We start from the raw sequence: 24,403 nt of genomic DNA on the forward strand, positions 1-24,403 counted from the left end.
GCAAGAAAGGAGGCGAATGCATGAGCGGCTTTGAATTAACGATGGTCAGCCGGGAAATGAAGCTGCGCTGGCCCTATGAGCTGGAAGCGGTAACTGCCATCAAGATCGTGCGACAGCCGGGCGAACATGCGCGGGTTTCTTTTAGCGGAATCATCCCGGAAGAGCAGATGGAAAAATATATGGAGGCCGCCAGTCACCGCGATGTGATCGAAGTGTTCAAACGGGTCGGAGAGCGGGACGAACGCATCTTCGCAGGAACTGTCTCTAACCTGACAATTCGCATGACCAGAGATGTCTACGTAGCCGAAGTGGAAGGCATCTCTTCCACCTACGAGCTGGATACAAAACGTCGTTCGCGCAGCTTCCAAGATCGAAGCATGAGCTACGCTGACGTAATCGGGCAAGTGCTGCATCATTACCCACATGCGGATTTCATCGATATGGCGGGCGGAGACCGGAGTATCCGCAAGTTTTTACTGCAATATGAAGAAACGGATTGGCAGTTTCTTCAGCGTCTAGCTTCACATTTTGGCACCGTTTTGGTGCCGGATGTAACCGAGGCAAAGCCCAGGCTGTGGTTCGGGATGCCACAAATTGACCGACATATTGAGCCGGGCGAAGGCTTCTACGAAGTAACAAAGGCTTTGAAGGAATATATGACATCTACAGCTCGGCAAGGTCAAACGAACTTGACGGAGGAAGATTTCACAGCCTATGAGGTCGTAAGCGACCAACTGCTCCCTGTGGGAAATACGGTTACGTTCCGCGGCAAAGAGCTTGTTGTGGTTGGATCGATCATCGAGCTGCATGGTGGTAGTGTCAGAATGACCTACACGATAGCTTCTCCCAAAGGAATATGTCAGCCCTATCGTGTAAATCCGCTGCTAACCGGATTGTCGCTAGAGGGAAGAGCGATAGCCGTGAACCGGAAAATGGTGAAGATTCATCTGGACATCGACGACGATGAGCCACATACAGGGACGAGTTGGTTTCCATATGCGGCAGAAGGCAACAATGCGTGGTACAGCATGCCCAAAACGGGGTCACGCATCCAGCTCTATTTTCCGGATAGTAACGAAAATCATGCCTTTGTCACCAGTTCCGTTCGTGGATCGGGAGATAGCATGAAGAGCCATCCGAAGATGAGCAATCCCAATGTAAAATCATTCGTCAGCAACCATGGGAAAGCAATGGAATTGGGCGAAGGAAACATCACCTTCACAAGCGGTATGCTGTCCATTACAATGAATGACAAGGACGGAATACAGTTTACAAGCTCGAAGAAAATCAGCGTCAAGCCCGGCGAGGAATTAACGATCGGATGGACTGACCCAAGCGCAGACCCGGACGCGCCCCCTCCCCCTCCTCCGCCGAAGCAAGTCAGCTTGAAAGCGACTAAGAGCTTAACTCTCATGCAGGGACTGATGAGCGGCGTCGGGATTGATGAAATCCATAAGCTGTTGGCTTCGAAAATACGAATCACCGGAACAGTTCCTCAGGACTATCCCATGCTGAGCTCGGAGGGCCAACGGCAAGCGGTCCAAGCGGCCGAGAAGCTCCAGGCTTACAAAGCCTATGTTCACGAAGTGAGCGAGGAGCGCAAAAACAAGGGCATAGCAGGCATCGCGGGCGGATTGTTCAATGCCGTGTGCGGGGCTATGATCTGCGCCGTTGGCGTAGCAGCCGTAGGGTTCGGCGCTCTCACTAGTTGGACGGGAGTCGGTATTGCTGTAGCTGCCGCAGGAGCTGTTGCTGCAGCATCTGGTGCATACATGGTCGCTTCGGGAATAGCTGATATAGGCGAAGGGATTCAAGATGTAAATTTCGCGAATAAAGGAGACACCGAATCAAAAGCATTCAACTTCGTCAGGGACACCCTGTTTGACGGCAACGAGGACAACTACCGAATGTCCGTCGACATTGCGATGATTACAGGGGGCCTGTTCGCTGAATTCGTGGCTCCTATGGCTGCCTTAGCCGTAGTGGTAGGTGGCGTGAGATTTTCTAATCGGATGTCGAGTAAATCTACACCACCCGGGGCCGGGGAAAAGAAACTGCAACGGGTCGGTCCCGGTACGAATAAGCAGATGGAGGATGCGAAAGCTCCAAACACAGGGAGAACATCTGGGAAACTTCGGAGACTCTGGAGACGGGTAAAGGGGCTGATAAATTAGTTTATGATGCCAGAAAAGCTCAACCAGTTAGATTGGATGAGAAAAATCTTAGAATAATGTCAATTAGGGAACTTCGAATTTTTAAAAACGAAATGGGCAAAAAAGGCATAAAGGTCGTTGTTGACTCTAAGGGGAGAATTTTCAAAGAATACAAAGCACCTCAAAATGTAGCTGCGATGTTTCTAAGTGATACAGATAGAATAGTTCTAAGACCCAGCCCAAGGATACTAGATGCACTTCATGAAAGTTATCATGCAAAACATATGTTAGAAGTTGGTAAGAAACTATATGAACCAATTACAAGATCTGTAAGAGAAGAATTTGTATACGAAACAATTATGAAAAATAAGCACCTATTTACTGACGCTGAAATTTACGAGGCACAAAGATACATTGAATTTGTAAGAACTGGTGACTGGCCGGCACCTGATTGGAAAGGATACGGAAAATAATGAAAAATGAACTTAATGTTGAAAGCGCGACGAAACTAGCACAGGCTTATATTGATAAGAATTCTTTTCCATGGATAATCAATAAAACTTCGTTATCCAATCAAACGTTCTTCGATATATACGGATATATCTGGATTGTTGAGGGAGAGATTCCTAGTACAGGAAGAACGGTAGTTTTTATTATCTCCGATGATAAAAAAATGATTGAGCTTGTGTTGTTTGGTGAAGATATATTAGATAAAATAAGTAAAACTAAACCGAAATTAGAAATAAGTCAAGCAATTAAAATCGCTCAGAGCTATATTATTAAAGAAGACATTTCTGCCGAAATTGAAACTCCTATTAGATTTTATGAAAGCGTAATGGACATACGAACGTTTGCATGGGTTATTAATATTAAGTTACCTCCTTCACCCATTGAATTTGATGGAATAGCTTTATTTATTTCCGATGAAACCAAATCTATTGAGTTTACAAGGAATATTTAGATGAAAATTAAGTGTAACCTTTGAAAACGGACATAGTCAACGAGTACATACAGCCAACAAACGGGCCTGTTAATAATTTTGTGCAAACCAAATTACAACTCCAACAAACCAAACACTTAAAAAACTTGACAAACACGCTTGATAAACTTATCAAAGGCTTATTCCACTTGAACGATGGGGAGGAATGAGCCTTTTTTTCATGCTCTAAATCAGCACCAAATAAAGGGGATCGAGGATTAGAAAGACAAAATGAAGCTGCTGATGTGCTCTCAGAACAATGGTATCGTACGACAATGCTTGACGAATTTGACAATGGAAATGATTATGGTATCGATCCCCGAAAAAGTCCAGATTTCATAATAGAGAAGTAAGTATTTGATTGCTATGCTCCTGATACAAATACACCTCTACGGTATATTCTTGATACGCTCAGAGAGAAAACTACTAAACAAGCTAGAAGAATAGTATTAAATTTAAATGACTATCCTGTTGAAAAAAGGCGTGATCTTATTGAATTTCTAAATAGTCAAACACATAAGGATTTAAAATATTTAGATGAACTACTAATCATTGAAGGCCGTCAAGTGACTAGAGTGTACTGGAGGTTTGAGTAAAATGGATTTTAGGGTATCTATTGGTTCTAATTTGCCTAGAGAAGCCTTGAGAAAGTTGCTTTACAATATGATATGTAATGTTTTAGTTATGGAGTTAAGTTTTTATGAGGCAGAAGTATGGGATTGGTCTGATACTCGGAATGTGAGTATTGGCTGCACTTATTTTTCCATAAGTATTAATTTAGATGATGAGGAAGAATATCTAGAACGTTTTCGAGAAATGAATCTTGAATCGTACGGTGTGGATACGAACATTCTTATCAATATTCAATTTATAACTCGATTATTTGATATCGGGTATCTTAAATTTCTTGAATTATTTGGAAAGCTGTTGCGGTTGAATGATCTAGACATGCTTGTAGAAAATCATTCCTCCTATCCACTAATGAAAAGAATAAAAGGGTGTTTAAAGATCAATACCCATTCAAATGAATATCAAACCAGTTATTTAGATAAAGAAGATCTAGCACTACTGAACTATCCTTATTTAGAAGAGGATTTTTTTAAAGATAGCGGATATAGAAGGTAACTTTTCCTGTTTATTGCATAATAAAAATGACAACATCAGAGTTTGTAAATAATTTGTGTACCTTTCGTACAATATAACACCGCAATACGCCATCGAACTTTTAATGGGCAGAAATCCGCCCTTTATTTTTTATTCTTGATCTCTTTGAAAATCAGCTAAAACTTTATTCACAAGTTGATCGGCTTGCCGCGTTGTTTCCGGCAAACGATATTTCGGGGAGAGCTTTAATATCCATTCGCAAGCAGTTGTTAACGAAATGCGATGGCCGATGGACACGAAAATAGGTTTAACATTATCCTGAGTTCTTAACACGGCCCCGATCACCTCGCCATGATCAACTAATGGAGAAGAAGATCCTCTTTTTATTTCGGGGTCTTGGAACTCCCCTAATAACTTCGTTTTTCCGCATCCAATGGTAGGAAGGTCGAATAGTACTCCCAAATGACTCGCTAATCCAAATCGTCTGGGATGAGCCATTCCCTGACCGTCGCAGACGATGAGCTGCGGAGGGGTTTTTATTTGCTTGAATGCTTTGAGCAGAGGAGGAATCTCCCTGAATGAGAACAACCCTGGGATGTAAGGAAAATGAACCGTGTCTTCCACCACAACCGATTCTACTAGACGTAATGAACTCGCTTCTAAAATAACGACTGCCGCGATTAATTTGTCACTATGTTCGCTGTACGCTACGTCTACTCCAGCCACATAACTAACTTTTGTAAGTTGATCTTCCTTTACAATTTTTAAAGACAGCTCTTGCTGCAAATTGACTGCGTCCATTTCAGATAATTTCCATGAATGATTCAAAACCGGTTCCATATTCGAGCCCCCAAGAAGATTGAATTTCTAATCGGTTTATATAGCAAGATATTCCTTTGGTTATTATAACCGATTAGACGTCAGGGGGCGGGTAACGCCGATAATGCTTTAGTACCTCATGGTGATAATAAGCCTGTAGATATTCACTTTGGTATAAGTGAAAAAGCTCTAGAGAAGCTGGATATGATAAGATAAAAATTATTTGCAAAACACTTAGCAGAACAGGAGGCAAAAATGAAACGGTATTCTATATGAAAACGAGGGAACTTGTTCCAGGAGATGAAAAAAATATTTACCTTGATAAAATTGGAGGAGTCCCAACTCCTAAACCAGAAAAATTCCCTATTTATTTAGAAGATGACCAATATGGATTTGTAATGCAAATCTATTGTGATAAAGAGAAGTTTTCCAATATTGAAGGGGTTTTATGTTGGCAAATATATCAAGATGGAATGAAGAAGAAATTCCAATCATTATAGAAGTACCAACTGGTGCAGAATTGAATAGTAATAATGAAGGTACTCCTATTAATCGATTAAAAGAGCGTATCATATACTATGAAAAAGAGCTAGAACCAGATGTATTAGAGATTGGTCTTGGAATTTATAGTGATGAGGAAGAGGATAGGTATTTTTCATCAAAAATAGGTGGTGCTATTCCAGAAGATTATATGAGTCCTGATTTTGAATATATTGGACGAATGTATGAGAGTATTTATGATGCTGATGACTATGGCTTGAATTTTGGTATTGAAGTTTTAAATCTAGCTAGAAATCGTAAAGGGAAAATGGAGTTAATATAAAAACTCTCTTTCTTAAGTGCGTTTTTTATATAAAAGTTTTAGAAGGAAGAGTTGTCTATGACTAGAATCAATATAACACTTCTATCTGGAAGCGCTGGTCATTTAATGACTATCAAGAAACATACGGGTTTAGGCCTATCAGAGATTAAAACTCGTATTAGTAATATCAATCCTCTTATGGAAGTTGATTATGTGAACATTAATGAGAGGAAAAAAATGAAAGATTTTGTCGAAGATTTAATTAAACATAAAGCGAACTTCAAACTTTTTGAACAAGACGAAGATTACAAAGAAGAGTTGCCGCTTGAACACTTTATGAATAGCTTTGAACTGTCGCGACAAATTGCAGAAGATAGAGAAAAAATGGATGAGATTTTAGTAGAAGAAGACGACGAATAAAGAGAAATGGGGGGGGGCCTAATACCTGTATAAAGATTTCTCAAATTGGTTGTACGCACGGGTAAACTGGAAATTTACAACTTTTACAGAAAAGGCGATACTTTTGCGAGATAAATTGATGACATCTATTGTTCTGTATGGTTCTATCGAGGCTCGGGAAAAGGACATATGGGACTGGTATCAATATTCATTGAGACTAAATGAAGAGTTAGGATATGCTTCGACCCATTTGGGGATTATCGGAGATAGCTTTAAATCGGGAAAGTTAACTACAAGGAAACGAACAGAAGCAAAGTTAAAAAAGGCGTTAGAGAATAGAGAGAGAATTGAGACCGTATCTATCTACTCATTACCTGAGGGATTTACCCAGGCGGCATTTGAATTTAATATTTTTATTTCTATGCATAGAAGCCGGAATCCGTTCATCATGGTTTCAGTCCCAAGTGCAGATTTTGGAAAATTCGATAAGAAGGAAATCATAAGGGATTTAGGGCACTTTATTACATGCAGAGAGGTTGAAGTCTTTGAACTATCCATACTAGAATGTCCTCTGATTTATGCTTCCAAGGTAAATCAAGAATCCGATTTTAAGAGTCTGAAAAAAACAGATTAAACCTCCCACCCTTTTCTAGGTGAGTTGCTTCTTATTGTCTCAACCAACAAAAAACGCAAACCCGGCGATTCCAACCTTGCCAGGTTTGCGTTCTTTACTTTCTGCTTATTGATCCACCGAACGAGCCCACCGCAGCAGCAGCACGGCCGCTTCCGCCCGTGTCGTATGCTCCTGCGGCGCAAAGCGCCCATTCTCCCGCCCTTGAACGAACCCGTGCTGCCTGGCGGCGGCAACATAGCCCTTGGCCCAGACGGGAATATCCGCCGCATCCGCAAACATCGAGAGCTCCGCTTCGGGCCCCGCTTGCAAGTTAGAGGCGCGAGCCACCATTGCGATCATCTCGGCTCGTGTCACTTGCGCATCCGGGCGGAAGCTTCCGTCCTCATACCCGTTAACGATCCCGCGCTGTGCGGCAACTGATACGGCTTCGGCGGCCCAAGACGGAATGGCTTCCTGATCCGCGAAGGCTGCCGACGCAGGAGCTGTCGATCCCGACTTGTCGAATCCCTTAGCCCGGACCAGCATCGCGATGAACTGGACCCGGGTGACCGGATCGTTCGGCCGGAACATTCCGTCATCGAACCCGTCGACGATGCCGCAGCCGGAGGCCTCCGAAACCGATGACTCCGCCCAATGTCCGGACATATCGGTAAACCGCACCTTCGCTACCGGGACGCAAGCTGCCGAAGAACCGGCAGGCTTATCGGGTACAGTCAGCTGTCGGTCGGGCACTGCCGGCTTCGGCGGCACTTTAGGCTCCTCGGCAGGAGCCGGGCCCCCTCCTCCCGCATTCCCCCCGGAAGAGGAGTCCGACGGCTGCTCCGGGGCAGCCTCTCGATGAACGCGCACCGTATAGGTCCGCACGGTTTGCCCGTCCGGCGCCGTTACCGTAATCCGAATCGTCGTCGCCCCAACCTGCAAAGCAATCGGCGCAGATGCTTCCCCGCTAAGCGCCGCCTTGCCGTTAATCGAGATCCGGGCGTTCGGGTCATAGACCGACGCCGTCACCGTCGTGCTGTCGATCGAGTGGCCTACGTTCGCTTCGTACGCGGTGATTTCACTGTCAAATGCCGGGGATAGCGCCGCGTCGGTCAGCCTTAGACCGGTTAACCCGGCGTTCGTGCTTGGCTTGCGGGTGACCTCCACCGTGTAGGCCTGCGTGCTGACGCGGTCTTGCGCAGTTACCATAATCGTGAGGCGGTTGACGCCAACCTGAAGCTCGACCGGTTGGGACGGCTGTTGGCTTACCGCTTCTCTGCCGTTAACGGTCAGCAGCGCATTCCGGTCATAGACCGATGCCGTTACCGTCATGCTCGTCACCCCATGCTCGACAGCCGCTTCATAATGAACAATGCCGCTATCGAACGCCGGGCTCAAAGTTCCCTCAGATAACAGGAGCCCGTTCAAGAGGACATTGGAGCTTGGCTTCCGGTGTACCATCACCGTATACGACTGCGTTGTGACTCCGTCTTGCGCGGTCACCGCGACCGTAATCGAATTGGCTCCCACCTGAAGCTCCACAGGCAGGATCGCCTCTCCACTTGCAAAAGATTGTCCGTTGATGCGAATCGAGGCTTCGCTGCTCACCGCTTTTGCCCGCACCGTCAGCGCGTAGACATCATTCGTGACGGTCGCCGTATAGCGCGTCGTCCCTCCTTGGAATTCCGGAGCCAGAGCCGCGTGACTCAACGTCAGCTCGCTCAATTGCACTTCGCTGGAGGGCAATCTCGTCACCTGCACGTTGTAGAGCTGAACCGTCGTTCCGTCCTGCGCCTTCACCTGAATCGTGATCGTCTGAGCTCCGACACGGAGCCGAAGCGGCCCCGAGACGGCTTCCCCGTCCTGCAGCACCAGAACCGAAGCGTTCCCGTCAGCAGGAACGGCAGTCACCGTAGTCGCCGTCACCGAATACGGAACTTGGGCCGTGTACCGGTAAGTCGTCCCGGTGACCGTTTCATTCAACGTCACGCCGCTGAGCTGCAAGGTGTGCAGCAATGCATTGTCCGATACAACCGTGAACGTATGGCTCGCGGAAAACGGTCCCGTATTACCGGCCGCATCCGTCGCCTGCGCCTTCACGGCGTGCGTACCTACAGCCAGGCTATCCGCCAGCGTATAGCTCCACCTGCCTCCCGCGTCGGCAGCCGTTTCCGCTAGCGGCACTTCGTCCACGTACACGCTCACCGTGATACTGGCTTCCGCCGTGCCCGCGATAGCCGGCTTCGACCGGTTCGTCACGGCGCCGTTAGCCGGGCTTGTCACGACAGGCGCCGGAGGGGCCAACGTATCTACCGTGAACCTGATCTCTGCGGATAGCGGGCTAATATTGCCGGCGGCATCCGCTGCCGTCGCCCTAACCGTATAGATGCCATCGACGAGTGTGACAGGCGGAATAAAGGTCCAATTGCCTCCCGCATTCGCCATCACGGTGCCTGCCGGGCTTCCGTTTACGACCACATGGACGGTGGCATAGGCTTCAGCGGTCCCTCGAATAACCGGCTTGCTTTGTTTCGTCGCCGTACCATCGGCCGGAGCAAGGATAACCGGAGCCTCGGGTGCTTCGGTATCTACCGTAAAACGCACAGTCGCGGACGCGGGACTAATATTTCCTGCCGCATCCTTCGCCCGTACTTTGACCGCATGCCCGCCATCCGCCAGAACGTCCGGAAGCGAATAAGACCAACTGCCTCCGGCGTTTGCCGTCCCTGCTGCCGTCTCGGTTCCATCCAAATCAATGAGAAGAACTGCCCCCGCTTCGGCGGTCCCGGAGATCACCGGCCGGTTGCTGCCTGTGACAGTCCCGTCGGCTGGTCTAAGGATGACCGGGGCTGCCGGAGCTTGCGTATCCACGGTGAAGGAGACTACGGCGGACGCCTGGCTGACATTCCCCGCCGCATCCGCTGCGGTAGCTTTCAGGCTGTGCGCACCGTCAGCCAAATCCGTAGGCCACGGGTACGTCCACGAGCCGCTGCCGTCTGCGGTAGCCCTGCCGGTCGGAGCTGCGTCCAAATACAGCGCCACGGTCGCGCCCGCTTCCGCCTGACCGGTAATGAACGGCCTCGGGCTATTGATCCAAGCGCCGTTGACCGGTGTGCCGATCACCGGCGGTGCCGGAGGCTGCGTATCGATGGTAAACGATATTTCCACGGAAGCCGGACTTTCGTTGCCTGCGGCGTCTTTCGCAACCGCCTTGACTTTGTGAATGCCATCCGCCAGCGCGGCGGCCGGAGTATACGACCATCGGCCGCTTCCGTCTGCGGTCACGGTCAAGTTGGCCCCACCGTCCAACGTGACGTTCACCGTCGCATGCGCTTCCGCCGTGCCGGTTACCGTCGGCTTGTTGTTCGGAAGAACCGCCCCTGCCAATGGCGCCGTGATGATAGGAACCGCCGGAGGCGTCCGGTCGATGCGAACGACGGTCGAGCTGACCGGACTGAAATTGCCTGCGTTATCGACCGTCCTTGCACTCACCGTCGTCTGTCCTTCGGCCGTAATCGTCACCGGGCCTGTATAGACCGTCCACGCGAGTGTCGTCGCCCCAGCCAAGCTGTATTCCGTTCGGTTCACGCCCGAGCCCCCGCTGTCCGTTCCTCCTGTGATCGTTACCGTGACGTCTGAATTCGTCCAAGAACCTGCGGATGCGCTAAGGATCGGCGCCGTCGGGGCCGTCCGATCGATTTTTACGACGGTCGAGGCGATAACACTTATATTTCCCACATTGTCTATCGTTCTCGTACTCACCGTCGTTTGACCCTCGGCGGTAATCGTCACTGGGCCCGTATAGGCCGTCCATGCGAGCGTCGTCGCTCCCGTCAAGCTGTATTCCGTTCGGTTCACGCCCGAGCCGCCGCTATCCGTTCCTCCCGTGATCGTCACCGTGACATTCGAACCGGTCCAAGAACCTGCAGATGCGCTAAGGGTCGGTGCCGTCGGAGCTGTCCGGTCGATTTTTACGACTGTCGAGGCGATAACGCTCGTATTCCCCGCATTGTCTACCGTTCTTGCACTTACCGTCGTTTGGCCCTCGGCCGCGATCGACAATGGCCCGGTGTATGTCGTCCACCCCAACGTCGTCGCTCCCGTCAAGCGATACTCCGTACGGTTCACGCCCGAGCCGCCGCTGTCCGTTCCCCCTGTGATCGTTACAGCGACGTTTGCCGCAGAGGTCCATTGCAAGGTCGCCGGAGTAACCGACGGTGCAGCCGGCGCCGTCTTGTCAATGGATACCACGGCAGTCCCGACACTGCTGATGTTCCCTGCGTTGTCGATCGTTCGCGCACTTACCGTCGTTTGGCCCTCGGCCGTGATCGTCACCAGACCGGTATACGTCGTCCAAGCCAGCGTCGTCGCACCGGATAAGCTGAACTCCGTGCGATTCACGCCGGACCCGCCGTTATCGGTTCCGGACGTAATCGTTACCGTGACATCGGAGGCCGTCCATGACGCTGCCGAAAGCTTGACCGCCGGCTGCGTCGGCGCCGTACGATCGATTTTGACGACAGCCGTCGCGATTGGACTTACATTGCCTGCGAGGTCTATCGTTCTTGCGCTAATCGTGGTTTGTCCGTCATTCGTAATGGTTATCTTGTCCCCATCGTTGTAAGGCGTCCAGCCGAGTGTCGTCGCCCCGGACAAGCTGTACTCCGTACGGGCGACCCCGGAGTCCGCATCCGTGCCCGGCGTGATCACCGCCGTTACGTCTTGTGTGGTCCACTCGGGGCCCGGGCCGCTAATCGCCGGGGCCGTAGGCGGCGTAAAATCAAACGTGAGCTTATATACGTTCACTTTGGTTTCCCAATTCTCGTCATATCCGCCCATAGCGTACACATCATTCCCGAATACCGACAGTTGGGCATTGGTCAGCTGTCGGATCGTAGCCGTGTCCTTTGTCCATTGGTTCGTCGCCGGATCGTATATATAGAAATACTTTTTTCCCATCACCAGCACTTTGCCGTTCGGCAGCGTCACCTGGGCATGGCGGAAAAACGTGTCGCCTTCAAACGGCAGACTCGCCGCCTTGGTCCACGTATTATTCGATGGATCGTACAAATAAGCATCGAAGCGGTAGACGTAATGGCTCTGCCCGCCGGTAACGAGAACGCGCCCATCCTTTAGCGTGCTCTGTGCAGCATCGTAAATGGGATAAGGATACGGAGCCGCTTCCTCCCAACGATTCGTACCCGGATCGTATACATAGGCCTGATTATACATCGTGCTGCGGTCGACTCCCGACCAAATCTCGTTCGCTCCGCCTACGATAAGCACCCGTCCGTCCAGCAAGGTGCTTTGGGTGTTTCCGAATATACTCCCTACCGGCAATGACGCGCCATCAGACCAGATATTGGAGTAGGGGCTGTAAATTTTGGCCACGTTATTGTAAACGTATCCTGTCCCCGGGACAAACTTCGACCCGCCTGTGACGAGTACTCTTCCGTCCTTCAGCATGCTTTGCTTGTGAAAGGAAAGCTGCAAGGGCGGCGCAAGCGAAGTCCAGGATCGATCCGTCGGGTTGAATGTATAGGAATACCGCGCAAAAGTAGACGAATTTGCCTTTTGTCCCCCGGTTACCAAGATACGGTTGCCGGACTGCACCGCGCTGGACGTAACGCCCGAAATATTTTCCGGCAAGTTCGCCGAATCCGGCAATTGCTCCATCATGACTGCCGCATGCGCAAGCTGATTTCCCCCTGCAAGCACGCTCACCAAAAAGACTGCGCTCCAGAACAGTCTCCGTAATGTGATATGGATCAACTCGAATTCACTCCTTCGGAATCGTTCCTTGTTACTTCTGTTCCAAATAGTTACATCTAGAGTACCAAATGAAGTAACCGAAGGATATTAACTTTGGTTAACTCCGAATCGTTAAATTTTTTATCCAGATCGTGTTGTTGTATAATTTTTGGATGAAGAGAGGTCCTTATGAAATGAGGTGCTATCCATGAAATCGTTGGATGAACTGATTGACGAAACAGAGTCCACATGGCTGGAGGTGCAGGACTGGGTTACCAAATCTCCCAATACCGTCGAAATTTTACCAGCGAATCCGCAAGAAGCCGCAGAGGTGCTGCATCAACTGCAAGTGACGACCCGATCCGTATTGGGTACAGTTGCGTATTATACCGGTGGCATCCTCATCGATAACGGTTGGCTGCGCATCTTAGGTTCCGGCAGTCGACGGCTGCCGAGGAATTTGATCACGTGGAATGAAATCGGCGCCGATGGAAAGAGCACAAGACTTCCTTCATCGTTCTTAATAGCCGACGACGTAGTAGGCGGCTTTTTTGCGCTGAACGGCGGAGCTTTCGAGGGCAAACTGGGAGATGTTTTTTATTTTGCCCCCGATACATTGGAGTGGGAAAGCCTGGATATGGGGTTTTCGGATTTTTTATACTGGGCTTGCTTTGGCGATGTGCAAAAATTTTACGAGACTTTTCGTTGGGAAGGCTGGGCGGAAGAGATTCGGCCTATCGCTGGAAATCAGGGAGTGTTGATTTATCCGTTCTTGTGGGCGGACGGCGGCCCGGTTACCGATCGCGCCAGGTCCGTCGTTCCGATCGAGGAACTATGGAAAATTTTTATAAATGATAGTAAACTCGAATGAGAAAGGTCTACACCGATTCCATCGAAAATGGGGCGTGATCCTTGTGAGAAACTCCTTCATCCTTGGGCTGGGTTGCTTGCTCGTTATCGCACTGACCGCTATCTTTTTGAAAGACCCTGCCATAGTTTATACGTATGCCGGGATATTCGGGCTGATTTTTACGGGAGCGGCGGCCATCCTTACCGGTTCCAGCGTAAGCGGAGATCGGGCGCGGGCCAACTATTGGATCAGTACCGCCAATGATAGAGCAGCCAGAGGGAAGTGGGCGGCTTATTGTTTTATGATCGGATTCCCCAACCTGCTCCTGGCCGCCATCGTTTATTTCGCTTGGATGTAATCTAAAAAAGCCGTGCAAGCCCTTAAACCAAGGACCGCACGGCTTTAAAGCCATCAGCGAATCGGGATCCGCATTTCCAGTTCCTTATAAAATTCGATTTGCGGCATCGTGTAGGTCGTCAGACGAACGGGCAGCTCTTTATCCAGCGGCGAGAACTCTTGTACGTAAGAATAGGCCTCTCCGTTCTTGCCGACGAACTTCAAGCTTTTGCGCTCCAACGCCTCCCCGTTCTGGACAAGACTTATTAACCCCGCCTGATTTCCAGGAAGCGGCCCGGTTACCTCATAATGCAGCACCGTCTTCTCGTCCAGCTTTTCGAGCTTCTGCACGGTCGCCTTCCCGATGGCACCCTGCTCCACCGTAAGCGGCAGCGAAGCCAGCTCCGTTTCGCTTTGACCGTATCCGGCCCCGCGCTCGCCGAGGCTGCGATAAGGCTTCAATACAATTTCCTTGGACGATTCCGGCAGCGGCGAATAGGAAAGCGTCGTTTCCCAAATCGTTTCATCTCCGTACATTCCGCCTTCGCCTCCCATGTTATCCAAAGGATAGCCGTGTTCATCCGTCGCGGTAAATGCCATCCCAAGCACGGTTTGATATGCTTGCTTATCGTTGGCGGGTAGGATCGTATGGAAATTCAGCTCGATCCCGCGGGGCGACGACGCCACGGAACGCATCAGCATCGTGATGTTCCCCAGCTTCTTCTCAAGCATCGGCGTCTGCTTCGTGGTGTACATGCCCTGCTTCTGCACGGGGATTTGTAAGACCCAGCGCCCTTTCACGGCGCCGACTTGCGGAATTTCCACTTGCAGAGTAAACGAGTCGCCGAGCTTGTCGGCCAGCCGCTTCTCCCCCGGACCCGGTTCTCCATGCGGCTCAATCTCCAGCATGCTGACCGCATGCCCGTCTTCGGTCATCGATACCCGTTCGCCATTCAACCAGCCGAAATCCTCGCCGTTTACCGTCGCTTTAAACCAGTTGTCCAATCCTGCGTAACGCCGGCCATTCTTATCGTTCGGCGGCAATGGCTGCCCGGAATGCTCCTCCATCCCAATGAACAGGCGGATGCCGTCGTACATCACTTCTTTCACCGTCAGCGTAATGCCTTGATCCGTCGCGCTCTGCTCCACGGGAACGGTCAAGCCTTTGCAGTTGGCATTCTGTAGCCACTCGTCGCCCATCGTCTCGATGATTTTCCCGATGAAGGGAACGTGCTTGAGCGCCTCGGCCATCACCGGCGAGATGAGCCCTGCCGCAACAACGCCTCCAAGCAGCATGATCGCGGTTGAAAATACTTCTGCACCAGCGGGCCCGCAGCGGCAAGAGCGGCCTTTGTCGTATAATACGGCGCGGCAAAAGCAGCACGAAGCTCTTCTTCGGTGTTATATCCTTTATACTTGTTATAATTCCCTACGCTTACCAGCCGGTTAGTGGCATCGTCGATCTCCACGTGATAAGTTCTTTCCACATCGCCAAAGGACCAGCTTTTCCGTCCGGTTGTCCCGTCCAAACCAAGAGAGACCATTGAGTCCAAGGCATCCGTCGCTCCTCCGGACAGCTCCTTCAACGCAGCTTGCGCATGCTTTACGTAGCTGGCGTCCACCTGCCCGATGGGATACTCGGCGGTAACTCCTCTTACTTGGCCCGTTGCGGCGTCCACCCCGCCCCGGAGAGCATTCTCGACCCCGTCGTAGAACATCCAGCTATCCATTCCGCGATGAATTTCGTTCGACCGGGAGATCCCTTCGACTTTGAAATCCCCCTTCGGATCCAGCGTCTGCATGGCTTGGGTTACATTGGCCTTGAGCGTAGCCACAGCTTCCAAGCTCTCGTCAAGCTCATCCCAGGCATACATGATATTGACGGCTTCGACTTTCCCGGTCTTTTTATTGATCGCTGCATGCGCAGCCGTATTTTTGGAAGCAGCCACCCACTGAGCGTCGTTTTCCCCCGTAACTTTTTCATGCAGCTCGATTTGTACGGGCTTGCCCTGCCACAGCTCCTGCATCGTTTGACGCGCCCCTTCCACCGTCTTCGGATCGAAATCCGTCAGAGGCTTTCCGATCATCTTCTCTGCTGCAAAAGCCTTCTGCGGCACCTGCACCGCCGAATCGAAGCCATAAACAAGCCGGCCGCCGCAACCGTTGTTGCGATCAGGATTTTATAAGGTTTCATTGTACATCTTCCTCTCCCGTATATTCAATACACCCCATTAGAGTGTTGGCGGTCTCCGTTTGGTTCTCGGCGGCGCAAAATTTTTTCGCCAGTTTTTTCGTGAGTGCAAGATTCCGATACGCGCATGCTGTGGCGGCTGAATAAAACAGCCTATTCAAAGGAAACCCTAGTACCGGGTTAGGGAGCTTTTGGCATTAAACCTCAGCAACTGCAATGAAGGGAGAACGTGATGGAGAAACAAGAAGCAGCATCGTTAACCGAAACCCATATCATTGATGGTCACACCGTCGAAATCCGCAGAAACGGCAAGGAAGAACTATGGATTGATGGAATACGCCGGAAGTTCTTCCTATACGATGATGGTTACAATCTATTTGACGATGCCTACGCGCCTCCTCAAAAAACCTTGCTTAAGGCTGTTGAGGCGTATTTGCGCAACGCCTGATCCGACCGGAAAAGGAGAGAGCTGTTATGTATTGCCGCAAAAATTTTATCGATCTGACCGTGGAAGAGCGTGATCGGCTGGCAGCCGCCTTTAACGATTTATATAGCAAGGGACAGATCACTGCCTATGCGAATGAGCATGGAAGCCACTTCGATCACGGAATTCATTGGGGACCGGCTTTTCTTCCGTGGCACCGATACTTTTTATCGGTGGTCGAACGGGAGCTGAAAAAAACGGACGCGCGGATCTTTCTCCCCTACTGGGACTGGACGCGAGCCGATTCCCGCAATCTTGACGCGGAGCCCTGGAAATCGTTTTTTGGCGGACGCAATAACACGGGAGGTCGTTTCGACCATTGGAGCTATACGCGCGCCTTGACTCCACCGCCGAGCAGCGAGCCTCTCCCAAGTCTTGACAGTGTCATTGATGAATTGCAGGCGAGCACCTTTGCCGGGTACCGCGCGATGGAGTGCGGCAGCCATGTTCCCGGCCATACCTGGACGGGAGGGACAATGGCGGGCGGACAGTCGCCGTTGGACCCGCTATTTTACTTGCATCATTGCAATGTGGACAGGCTGTGGGCCATCTGGCAGCGCAATCATTCCGGAGCGGAGCAGTATACGTTGGACGACACAAGCTGCCCCCGTAGAGTCGATGCGGCTTTTGTCCCGCTTAACGATCCGATGATCGGCGGGGCCACGCCTGCATCTATGCTAAACCACACCGCATTATCTTACTTCTATCCCAATGACGATCTTCTGGAGTCCAGAGCGCGCGACCGCGGGCTGCCTGCCATCGTGTCCGGCGATGTCACCAATATCGTTCTTGAAACTTCGCAAGTGATCTTTAACGATGTTCCGGAAGGCGATACGACCAAACGTGCCATTCTATTCCGCGTTTCGGGCTGTAAATCCGTTACCTTCCATATTACCAGCGGTCCGACGGGGCCATTTTCGCTCTTTGCACCCGGGCCCTTTACGTTCCCAGCCGGGTCCTTTCCCAATGACCAGCTCCGAATATGGGTCATGTATACTGGCAGAGCTCCCGGCAGCAGCGATAGCGGCGTGATCTCGGTGGTAGCCCGCAATGCGTTTGGCGACGAAGTGCAGCGCTGGGAAAACATCCCGATCTTGGCCAACTCTGTTGCCCGCCCAAGGGTTGCCGTCGCCTTGGTTCTTGACGAATCCGGCAGTATGCTGCTCCCAGCGGGGAATAATCGGACACGTCTTGAGGTGTTGAAATGGACGGCCAATACTTTCATAGACCGGCTGTATGACGATAATGGTCTGACAATGGTCTCTTTCGCGGATACGGCGAAGAAGCTTACCGATCTCCAGATCGTCGGCCCGCTAAATTCTTCGGCTCGTGCGAATGCCCGCACCAAAATCAGGGATCACGGCCCGCCTGGCCTTTACCCAACCACATCGATCGGGGCGGGACTTCAAATCGCTGCCAATGAATTTAATACGTCGCCGAGCGCCGCCGATTTCGACATAAAAGCAACCATTGTGTTTACCGACGGCTTTGAGAATACGGCTCCTTACATTCATGAAGTCTCTTCCCTGATCAATGATCGGGTCTATGCGGTCGGTATGGCGGATGCCGCCAATGTCAAAAACGACACTCTTCGCTCGCTTGCGAATAACACGGGCGGCTATATGCTTGTCACCGGGGCGGTTGCTCAGGATGACGAGTTCCTGCTCCAAAAGTTTTTCATTCAAATTCTTGCCGGCGTCCTGAATCGCGCTATGGTGCGGGACCCGGCCGGGTGGCTTATCCCCGGACAAATTGTCCGTGTTCCGTTTACGATCACCCGATCGGATATTGATTTTGATGCCGCGGTACTATCCCGGGCTCCAAATTATATCGTGATCGGACTGGAAACGCCGGACGGCACGGTTGTGGATCCGTCACAGCTTCCCGCCGATTCATTCCGGCCCGGCAAAACGTCAACAGGTATGCGTATCATGCTGCCGCTTGTCATTGACGACAAGGAACACTGGGAAGGAGAGTGGAATTTGCTGCTCTCGTTTCAATGGAAGGTCGGCATTTCGTCAATGACAGATCCAACAGCGGCATCCGGGTTTTTCCAGACGGAAGCTCTGCCCTTTCATGCGCTCGTTCACGCCCGGTCCAATCTTCACCTGCGGGCCTATGTCGATCAAAGCGCCCTAACTCCGGGTGCCCAGATTCATCTGAAGGCCGTGCTTACAGAATATGGCCAGCCGCTTGAGACCCATCCTCAAGTCAAAGCCGCAATAACTCATCCCGATGGTACCGGTAGCGAGTTGGCATTAAGCGAAACGGGACACGGCGAGTTTGAAGCATCCGTCACTGCGCTTCAGTCGGGCGTTTACCGTTTTTACGTTCAGGCCGCAGGTTTATCGTCACATGGACAAGCCTTTACCCGCGAACAATTGCTTACCGTCGTGGTGGGACATCTGACACATGATCCCGGTACCTCTCCGGAAAACACCGTTCTCTGCAAGCTGCTGAAGTGTCTGTTTTCCAAGGACGTGATGAGCGAACGGTTTGACAGGAAGCTCGGGGACCTCGGGATAGATTGGGAACAATTGAAGCGGTGTGTGGCCTGCATATGCGGCTCGCATGACCACAATCGGGCGCCAGATGATTTGATCAAGTAAGGCCGGATTCCATGCTGATGCACGACGAACCTAACGGGAACTACTCTTCTCGTTAGGTTCTTTCCTGTCCGTTACTTTAGATATACCTCTCTATCATTTGAAATTTTTGCCTAAATTGTGTTTATCAAGTAGAATAGTTCCGTACCTTATTCGCGCGAGGAGGCCGGTGTTCTTTTCTTATTCGACATGTCATATTTTTTTAGTTGAGAGATTCTTCTTGAGGCGGTGATCCTGATGTCCGATCCGAACGAATTCGGGTCCCAATATTTCGAGAAAATATTAAATATGGTCGACGTGGGCGTCCATCTGGTGAACCGGGAAGGCACGACCGTCTTTTATAACGACAAAATGGCGGAGATCGACGGCCTTGCGCGGAAGCAGGTGCTGCATAAAAATATTTTTCACGTCTACCCTTCCTTAACCCACGAAACGAGCACACTGGCCAAGGTGCTGCAGACCGGACAAGAGGTGCCGGAGAAAATACAGACCTACGTCAACGTCACGGGCAAACGAATTACGACCATCAACCGCACGTATCCGCTCTTCGATAACGAACAGCTCACGGGAGCCTTGGAGGTAGCCAAGGACATTACGAGCATCGTCCAGCTTCATGACCAGATTCTGGATCTGCGCCACCAGTTGTACCAAGCCAAGCAAAAGGACGGCAAAAAGACGGGCGCGGCCCGCTATCATTTCAGCGACTTAATCGGAGAGAGCCCGGCGTTTCTGGAAGCGGTTTCTACAGCCAAAAAAGCGTCCCGCACCAGCTCCCCCGTCTTCATCTGCGGGGCTACGGGCACGGGCAAGGAATTGTTTGCCCAGGGCATGCACAATGCGAGCGTCCGCCGCAATCATCCGTTCATCGCGCAGAACTGCGCCGCCGTGCCCGGCGACCTGATGGAGGGCATCATGTTCGGCACGACCCGAGGCGCGTTCACCGGAGCGGTGGACCGTGCAGGCTTGTTCGAGCAGGCCAGCGGCGGCACACTGTTTCTGGACGAGATCAACAGCTTGGATCTGCTGCTTCAGGCCAAGCTGCTGCGGGTGCTGCAGGACGGCATCGTGCGGCGAATCGGGGGGACGACGGAGCAGCAGGTGAATGTCAGAATCGTCGCGGCGATGAACATGGAGCCGCAGGAAGCGCTGGACAAAGGCATTTTGCGGCACGACCTCTTTTTCCGGCTCAATGTCGTCAACCTGCAGCTCCCGCCGCTGCTGCGCAGGCAGGAGGACATTCCGCTGCTCGCACAGCATTTTATCGAGAAGTTCAATCCGATGTTCGGCATGAAAATTACGGGACTGGCTCCGTCCGCCATGCAGCGGTTCATGGCTTATGCCTGGCCCGGCAACGTTCGCGAATTGGGGCATGCCATCGAATCCGCCTTCAATATGATCGAGCCGGAAGAGGAGATTATTGAGGATCGTCACCTGCCGGCGAATCTGAGGGAAACTCCCTGTCCCGTGCCGGTTCCCGCCCTGCGGAAGCCGGACCTTACCGCGTTCCCGGCAGGGAAATTAACCGACCGGATGAAGCAGATGGAGCGGGAGGCGATCGTCGAGGCACTCAAGCGCCACGGCTACAACATCAGCCTTGCCGCGCAAGCGCTCGGCATCAAGCGGCAGGCTTTGCAGTACAAGCTGAACCGGTACGGGATCGCAAGGAAGCCGGAGTCTTATTAGCTTTCTGAGGGGAAATCCCTCCAACGCGACAGGGCTCCGGGGGAAAGGCAAACCCGGAGCCCGTGACTTTATAAGCTGGACCTTAATTGCAATAGGGAAAAATCAAGGCTCACCTGTTTTTAAATAAAATGAGAAGGACGTTCGTTCAAAAGGTATGCTGCGGACAACAATTTCCCCCCCGTGCTTCTCGACCAATTTCTTGGTTATGCTTAAACCCAAACCGCTTCCGCGCGAAGCTTCAAGAGAGGAACCTCCTCCTTTATAGAGACGTTCAAAAATGAACGGGATATCGGAAGGATCGATGCCTTTTCCACGGTCCCACACTTCGATCCAGATCCTCTCCTTGTCCTTTTCTTCCCACATTTTAATGCCGTGCGTTTTTCCGTCATGGCCGTGCTGAATGGAATTGGCGATGAGATTGTTCAAAATTCGTTCAATGCCGGATACATCCGCCCATACAAAAACCCGGTGACAAGGGAACTCCAGAATCGGAACCGTTTCTTTTTTTTCAAACTCCTGCACAAAATTCACGACGATTTCCTGCAGCTTCGCCGTCAGCTCGACCTTCTGCAAGTTCAAGGGAGCATCGTCCGCTTCCAATTTCGCCCACTCGAAAAAATTACGGACCAATTCGCTTAACCGTTGAGACTTCGCAAAAATAATATCAATGTAGTTTTTGGCCGCGGCTTCATTCCACGCCATATCATTCTTTAACATCTCGGCATAGCCGGAAAGCGAAGTGAGCGGAGTCCGTAAGTCGTGTGCGATATGGGTCATGATTCTTTTCTGCACCGCTTCCAGATGTTCCATACGATCTGTTAGAGTCCTTACGCGTTCCGCAAGCAGATTCAACTGCTCGGCCAATCCCTTCAGGGCCATGCTGCGGGTTCGGATAAAGACAGGGCCGCTTTCGCATCCGGCCTGAACCTCCATCAACCTTTGGGTGATGCTTCGTATTTGCCTGAGGCATTGGATATAAGCGGCCAATAAAACGGCGCAAGCGGCCATAAAAAACACAAGAAGGATCGAAACGGCGCTCATTGGCGTTCCTTCCCCCCCAGCCGATACCCGATTCCCCATACGGTCTGAACATACTCGGGATGCGAAGGGTCCGGTTCAATCTTCGTGCGAAGTCTTCGGATATGAACCATCACCGTATTTTCGTCCGTCTCGGAAGTATAGGGGTCTTCCCATATTTGCTCAAAAATTTGCGTTTTCGTAAATACTCTTTTAGGCGAGGACATCAATAATTTTAAAATCGCAAATTCCTTTGAAGTCAACGCGACAGGTCGATCCTTCACGCTAACCTCCATCGTGCACAAATTCAATTTCAAGCCGTTGTAAGTTAATATGGAAACCGGAGCTTCGTCCGGGTGGCCGGGCCGAAAATAAAGATGACGGCGCAGTTGGGCTTTTACCCGAGCCAACAGTTCTCCAAGCAAAAAAGGCTTGGTAAGATAATCGTCCGCGCCAAGGCCCAATCCGACGATTTTATCGACTTCCTGATCTTTGGCCGACAAAATCAATACGGGAAATTTGTCCGTTTCACGGATTCTGCGCAGCAGCTCCAATCCGTCAACCCCCGGCAGCATGATATCCAGAATCGCCAAATCATAATGCCCGTGAAGAAACCTGCGATACGCCTCTTCCCCGTCATGAACCGTATCTACCCGGTATCCTTCCTTCTCAAGCGCACTTGCTACAAGCTGGCTAATCTCCAAATCGTCTTCCACAACCAAAATAAAAATTGAACTCATTATCATTCACCTTCTTGGCAATCTTTCGCGATAATTCCATGGTACTCCATCCCTGCCTTCGATGTAAAATTATTCCTGTTGCCAGGGTATGAATCAACACGCCTATCGCCTGTCATGAGTTCAAGGAAGTTGGCCGACAGCCAGCCGTTCGCCGCCGCCTCACTACGTTCGGTCATCGTAATATGCGTTTTTTTTCGTATACACGTACAAACCGGCGAACATGGACAATACAGCAACGGTTCCTGTCACGAATATCCCCTTATCCCATAATGGCATATCCGGCAAGTTGCTTGGAAAGTGCGAATATAAATAGGGGAGCAGCCAGGGATTCAAGTTCATGTATTCGCTGGACATTGCGCCCAGCACAAAACTGGGAATAATAATCCCAAGGCTCACCATAGCTAAAAGTACGGTGCTTCGTACCAATAAGGCAATGCAGGCGGATAGCGGAATAAGCACGATATATAACAGCCATGTCAGAACAAGCTGCATAAACTGGTGGCTCAGTATAGCAAAGCCCGCAGGTTCAGAGAGCAGCGGCAGTCCAATCAATACACGCATCGCGAAGGAAAGAGCCAGTAACATGGCGATGATCGAGGCCGCCGTTGCCAGCTTGGAGAAATACCATTGACTGCCGTGAAACGGGTAAGTAAAAAGCATACTGGCGCTTTGCGATCCAATATCCCTTGTAAAAAGGTAACCCGTAAGAAAGGTGAACAGCGCAGGACGAATCCAGAGGTTCATATATCTTTCGTTTAAAAACATATCCCAAGTCAGGTCTTTGGCTCCGAGCTGCAAAAAGCATGAGAAGCAATCCGCTATAACTAGAAAGGCGACAATCCAACCAATTTTCGAACGTTTGAACTTCATCAGTTCTGTGACGGTTTGCGTCAGCATGCGGTTTCCCTCCTTCATGACCCGCTATCGTCAAGGATTCGGTTCCGAGCCGTTTTCTCTCATCAGCCCTATCATATAGTCCTCCATTTTTCTTTGGACCGGGCACAGCTCCAGAATATCCACCTTATGTTCGACCAGCAGACGGGCAATGTCCGGCAAGCGCTCCATTTGTTCATAAATCAAAATCAGTCCCGGCTGCAATACGTTGTAATCGTGAATAGCCATGTATTGTTCCAGCAGGAAACTGGCTTTCTTGTCGTCGTTCACTCTCAGACGGATATACTGACGCGTCTTTAACATCAGCGTATCGTCATCAAGTTCCGCAACCATCGTCCCCTCATGCAATACGCCAATTCGCCTCGCGATCGGTTGAATGACGCTCACCACACGGCTCGCAATGACCATCGTCGTCTTGCGGCTCTGGGACAAGCTGCCGAGTAATTGGCACATTTGCTGCATCTCCTGTGAATCGAGCCCGTTAAACGGCTCATCCAGCAGCATCAATTCCGGCTGATGCAACAACGCTCTGGCGAGGCCAAGCCGCTGCTTCATGCCGAACGATAATTTGGCGAAGCGGGTATTCCTGGCGGCAGTAAGATTTACGTTATCCAGCGCCTCATCAACGTATCGCCGGGAAGGTACTCCCATCAACATCCGGTGAATGTCCAGATTTTCCGCAGCGGTCAAGTGGGGGACAAATCCCGAGGCTCCTGTCATGATCCCGATTTTTTCGTACAGCCGGGGATTGGTGCGCAGCGATTTTTGACCGAACCATTCGATTTCCCCGCCGGTCGGGTCGACCAGCCCCATCAGCATGCGCAGCAGCGTCGTTTTCCCCGCGCCGCTTTTACCCAGGACGGCATAGATTTCTCCGCGGTGAATGGTCAAATTAACTTGATTGACCACGTTCCTGCCTTTATATTTCTTGGTTAATGATGCGGTTCGCAGCACATAGGTCACCGTCTTCACTCCGCTGTCC

The 24,403-nt window shown here is 50.9% G+C and carries 22 protein-coding genes and 1 pseudogene; 14 read left to right on the forward strand and 9 right to left on the reverse strand.

Annotation, left to right across the window (positions count from 1 at the left end; genetic code table 11):
- Positions 1-20: 20 nt before the first annotated feature.
- The 5 genes and pseudogenes from NI000_RS12595 to NI000_RS12610 all read left to right on the forward strand — a co-directional run bounded on the left by NI000_RS12595 (position 21) and on the right by NI000_RS12610 (position 4,257).
- The gene (locus tag NI000_RS12595) at positions 21-2,174 is read left to right on the forward strand and encodes a contractile injection system protein, VgrG/Pvc8 family (RefSeq protein ID WP_253410983.1); all 2,154 of its coding nucleotides are present in this window, start codon (positions 21-23) and stop codon (positions 2,172-2,174) included.
- A gap of 32 nt (positions 2,175-2,206) precedes the next feature.
- Positions 2,207-2,626, forward strand: a complete 420-nt coding sequence (locus NI000_RS12600; RefSeq protein WP_253410985.1) for a zincin-like metallopeptidase toxin domain-containing protein — start codon at positions 2,207-2,209, stop codon at positions 2,624-2,626.
- On the forward strand, positions 2,626-3,114 hold the full coding sequence (locus NI000_RS12605; RefSeq protein WP_253410987.1) for a hypothetical protein: 489 nt from the start codon (positions 2,626-2,628) through the stop codon (positions 3,112-3,114). Before NI000_RS12600 ends, NI000_RS12605 begins: the two co-directional genes overlap by 1 nt.
- 383 nt (positions 3,115-3,497) lie before the next feature.
- Positions 3,498-3,728, forward strand: a pseudogene (locus NI000_RS37105) (CdiA C-terminal domain-containing protein); the annotation flags it as partial.
- A 1-nt stretch (position 3,729) separates the two neighbouring features.
- Positions 3,730-4,257 carry a hypothetical protein gene (locus NI000_RS12610; protein WP_253410989.1) on the forward strand — a complete coding sequence of 176 codons (528 nt, stop codon included), beginning with the start codon at positions 3,730-3,732 and terminating at the stop codon, positions 4,255-4,257.
- Positions 4,258-4,386: 129 nt separating this feature from the next.
- Here NI000_RS12610 and nfi read toward each other — a convergent pair whose 3' ends face one another.
- Positions 4,387-5,076 (reverse strand): deoxyribonuclease V, encoded by a 690-nt coding sequence (nfi, locus tag NI000_RS12615; protein WP_253410991.1) that lies wholly within the window; start codon positions 5,074-5,076, stop codon positions 4,387-4,389.
- A 251-nt stretch (positions 5,077-5,327) separates the two neighbouring features.
- Here nfi and NI000_RS12620 point away from each other — a divergent pair, with 251 nt between their 5' ends.
- From NI000_RS12620 to NI000_RS12635, 4 genes are all read left to right on the forward strand, one after another.
- Positions 5,328-5,555, forward strand: coding sequence for a hypothetical protein (locus NI000_RS12620; protein ID WP_253410993.1), 228 nt, complete (start codon positions 5,328-5,330; stop codon positions 5,553-5,555).
- Positions 5,507-5,878: a hypothetical protein gene (locus tag NI000_RS12625; RefSeq protein WP_253410995.1), complete on the forward strand. Its 372-nt coding sequence runs from the start codon at positions 5,507-5,509 to the stop codon at positions 5,876-5,878. Before NI000_RS12620 ends, NI000_RS12625 begins: the two co-directional genes overlap by 49 nt.
- A 57-nt stretch (positions 5,879-5,935) precedes the next feature.
- Entirely contained in the window at positions 5,936-6,277 is a 342-nt protein-coding gene (locus tag NI000_RS12630; protein WP_253410996.1) for a hypothetical protein, read from the forward strand.
- 118 nt (positions 6,278-6,395) lie between these two features.
- A complete protein-coding gene (locus NI000_RS12635; RefSeq protein WP_253410998.1) occupies positions 6,396-6,890 on the forward strand; it encodes a hypothetical protein in 495 nt (164 codons plus the stop codon).
- 105 nt (positions 6,891-6,995) lie between these two features.
- On the opposite strand, the gene NI000_RS12640 is transcribed toward NI000_RS12635, so the two are convergent.
- Positions 6,996-12,641, reverse strand: a complete 5,646-nt coding sequence (locus NI000_RS12640) for an OmpL47-type beta-barrel domain-containing protein (RefSeq protein ID WP_253411000.1) — start codon at positions 12,639-12,641, stop codon at positions 6,996-6,998.
- A gap of 187 nt (positions 12,642-12,828) precedes the next feature.
- Between NI000_RS12640 and NI000_RS12645 the strand changes: the two genes are divergently transcribed.
- Together NI000_RS12645 and NI000_RS12650 are read left to right on the forward strand one after the other, a co-directional pair.
- Positions 12,829-13,491: a DUF2625 family protein gene (locus tag NI000_RS12645; RefSeq protein ID WP_253411002.1), complete on the forward strand. Its 663-nt coding sequence runs from the start codon at positions 12,829-12,831 to the stop codon at positions 13,489-13,491.
- Positions 13,492-13,534: 43 nt separating this feature from the next.
- Complete coding sequence (locus NI000_RS12650) at positions 13,535-13,828, forward strand: DUF5316 family protein (RefSeq protein ID WP_253411004.1); 294 nt, start codon at positions 13,535-13,537, stop codon at positions 13,826-13,828.
- Positions 13,829-13,881: 53 nt separating this feature from the next.
- On the opposite strand, the gene NI000_RS12655 is transcribed toward NI000_RS12650, so the two are convergent.
- Positions 13,882-15,102, reverse strand: coding sequence for a DUF4179 domain-containing protein (locus NI000_RS12655; RefSeq protein ID WP_253411006.1), 1,221 nt, complete (start codon positions 15,100-15,102; stop codon positions 13,882-13,884).
- On the reverse strand, positions 15,057-15,893 hold the full coding sequence (locus NI000_RS12660) for a hypothetical protein (protein WP_253411008.1): 837 nt from the start codon (positions 15,891-15,893) through the stop codon (positions 15,057-15,059). Before NI000_RS12660 ends, NI000_RS12655 begins: the two co-directional genes overlap by 46 nt.
- Positions 15,894-16,229: 336 nt before the next feature.
- Here NI000_RS12660 and NI000_RS12665 point away from each other — a divergent pair, with 336 nt between their 5' ends.
- The 3 genes from NI000_RS12665 (at position 16,230) to NI000_RS12675 (ending at position 20,770) form a co-directional block, all read left to right on the forward strand.
- Complete coding sequence (locus NI000_RS12665; RefSeq protein WP_025848529.1) at positions 16,230-16,445, forward strand: hypothetical protein; 216 nt, start codon at positions 16,230-16,232, stop codon at positions 16,443-16,445.
- 26 nt (positions 16,446-16,471) lie between these two features.
- Positions 16,472-19,090: a tyrosinase family protein gene (locus NI000_RS12670; protein WP_253411009.1), complete on the forward strand. Its 2,619-nt coding sequence runs from the start codon at positions 16,472-16,474 to the stop codon at positions 19,088-19,090.
- 234 nt (positions 19,091-19,324) lie between these two features.
- Complete coding sequence (locus tag NI000_RS12675) at positions 19,325-20,770, forward strand: sigma-54 interaction domain-containing protein (protein WP_253411011.1); 1,446 nt, start codon at positions 19,325-19,327, stop codon at positions 20,768-20,770.
- Between the two features lie 102 nt (positions 20,771-20,872).
- On the opposite strand, the gene NI000_RS12680 is transcribed toward NI000_RS12675, so the two are convergent.
- Genes NI000_RS12680 through NI000_RS12700 form a run of 5 tightly spaced genes read right to left on the reverse strand, consistent with a single transcriptional unit; the run spans position 20,873 to position 24,393 of the window.
- Positions 20,873-21,811, reverse strand: coding sequence for a sensor histidine kinase (locus NI000_RS12680; protein ID WP_253411013.1), 939 nt, complete (start codon positions 21,809-21,811; stop codon positions 20,873-20,875).
- Positions 21,808-22,527, reverse strand: a complete 720-nt coding sequence (locus tag NI000_RS12685; RefSeq protein WP_253411015.1) for a response regulator transcription factor — start codon at positions 22,525-22,527, stop codon at positions 21,808-21,810. Before NI000_RS12685 ends, NI000_RS12680 begins: the two co-directional genes overlap by 4 nt.
- A 2-nt stretch (positions 22,528-22,529) precedes the next feature.
- Entirely contained in the window at positions 22,530-22,703 is a 174-nt protein-coding gene (locus NI000_RS12690; RefSeq protein WP_253411017.1) for a hypothetical protein, read from the reverse strand.
- Complete coding sequence (locus tag NI000_RS12695; RefSeq protein WP_253411019.1) at positions 22,690-23,424, reverse strand: ABC transporter permease; 735 nt, start codon at positions 23,422-23,424, stop codon at positions 22,690-22,692. Before NI000_RS12695 ends, NI000_RS12690 begins: the two co-directional genes overlap by 14 nt.
- Positions 23,425-23,454: 30 nt before the next feature.
- Positions 23,455-24,393, reverse strand: coding sequence for an ABC transporter ATP-binding protein (locus NI000_RS12700; RefSeq protein WP_253411021.1), 939 nt, complete (start codon positions 24,391-24,393; stop codon positions 23,455-23,457).
- Positions 24,394-24,403: the final 10 nt, after the last annotated feature.

Source organism: Paenibacillus tyrphae (assembly GCF_024158745.1).
GTDB classification, from domain to species: Bacteria; Bacillota; Bacilli; order Paenibacillales; family NBRC-103111; genus Paenibacillus_G; species Paenibacillus_G tyrfis_A.

Excerpts from the sequence above, each read along its gene's own strand:
- NI000_RS12645 (WP_253411002.1), top strand. The coding sequence starts at position 12,829 with ATGAAATCGTTGGATGAACTGATTGACGAAACAGAGTCCACATGGCTG.
- NI000_RS12605 (WP_253410987.1), top strand. The coding sequence starts at position 2,626 with ATGAAAAATGAACTTAATGTTGAAAGCGCGACGAAACTAGCACAGGCT.
- NI000_RS12680 (WP_253411013.1), bottom strand. The coding sequence starts at position 21,811 with ATGAGCGCCGTTTCGATCCTTCTTGTGTTTTTTATGGCCGCTTGCGCC.
- NI000_RS12620 (WP_253410993.1), top strand. The coding sequence starts at position 5,328 with ATGAAAACGAGGGAACTTGTTCCAGGAGATGAAAAAAATATTTACCTT.
- NI000_RS12670 (WP_253411009.1), top strand. The coding sequence starts at position 16,472 with ATGTATTGCCGCAAAAATTTTATCGATCTGACCGTGGAAGAGCGTGAT.
- NI000_RS12610 (WP_253410989.1), top strand. The coding sequence starts at position 3,730 with ATGGATTTTAGGGTATCTATTGGTTCTAATTTGCCTAGAGAAGCCTTG.
- NI000_RS12660 (WP_253411008.1), bottom strand. The coding sequence starts at position 15,893 with ATGATCGGAAAGCCTCTGACGGATTTCGATCCGAAGACGGTGGAAGGG.
- nfi (WP_253410991.1), bottom strand. The coding sequence starts at position 5,076 with ATGGAACCGGTTTTGAATCATTCATGGAAATTATCTGAAATGGACGCA.
- NI000_RS12685 (WP_253411015.1), bottom strand. The coding sequence starts at position 22,527 with ATGAGTTCAATTTTTATTTTGGTTGTGGAAGACGATTTGGAGATTAGC.
- NI000_RS12635 (WP_253410998.1), top strand. The coding sequence starts at position 6,396 with ATGACATCTATTGTTCTGTATGGTTCTATCGAGGCTCGGGAAAAGGAC.
- NI000_RS12695 (WP_253411019.1), bottom strand. The coding sequence starts at position 23,424 with ATGCTGACGCAAACCGTCACAGAACTGATGAAGTTCAAACGTTCGAAA.
- NI000_RS12595 (WP_253410983.1), top strand. The coding sequence starts at position 21 with ATGAGCGGCTTTGAATTAACGATGGTCAGCCGGGAAATGAAGCTGCGC.
- NI000_RS12675 (WP_253411011.1), top strand. The coding sequence starts at position 19,325 with ATGTCCGATCCGAACGAATTCGGGTCCCAATATTTCGAGAAAATATTA.
- NI000_RS12655 (WP_253411006.1), bottom strand. The coding sequence starts at position 15,102 with ATGCTGCTTGGAGGCGTTGTTGCGGCAGGGCTCATCTCGCCGGTGATG.
- NI000_RS12665 (WP_025848529.1), top strand. The coding sequence starts at position 16,230 with ATGGAGAAACAAGAAGCAGCATCGTTAACCGAAACCCATATCATTGAT.
- NI000_RS12690 (WP_253411017.1), bottom strand. The coding sequence starts at position 22,703 with ATGACCGAACGTAGTGAGGCGGCGGCGAACGGCTGGCTGTCGGCCAAC.
- NI000_RS12630 (WP_253410996.1), top strand. The coding sequence starts at position 5,936 with ATGACTAGAATCAATATAACACTTCTATCTGGAAGCGCTGGTCATTTA.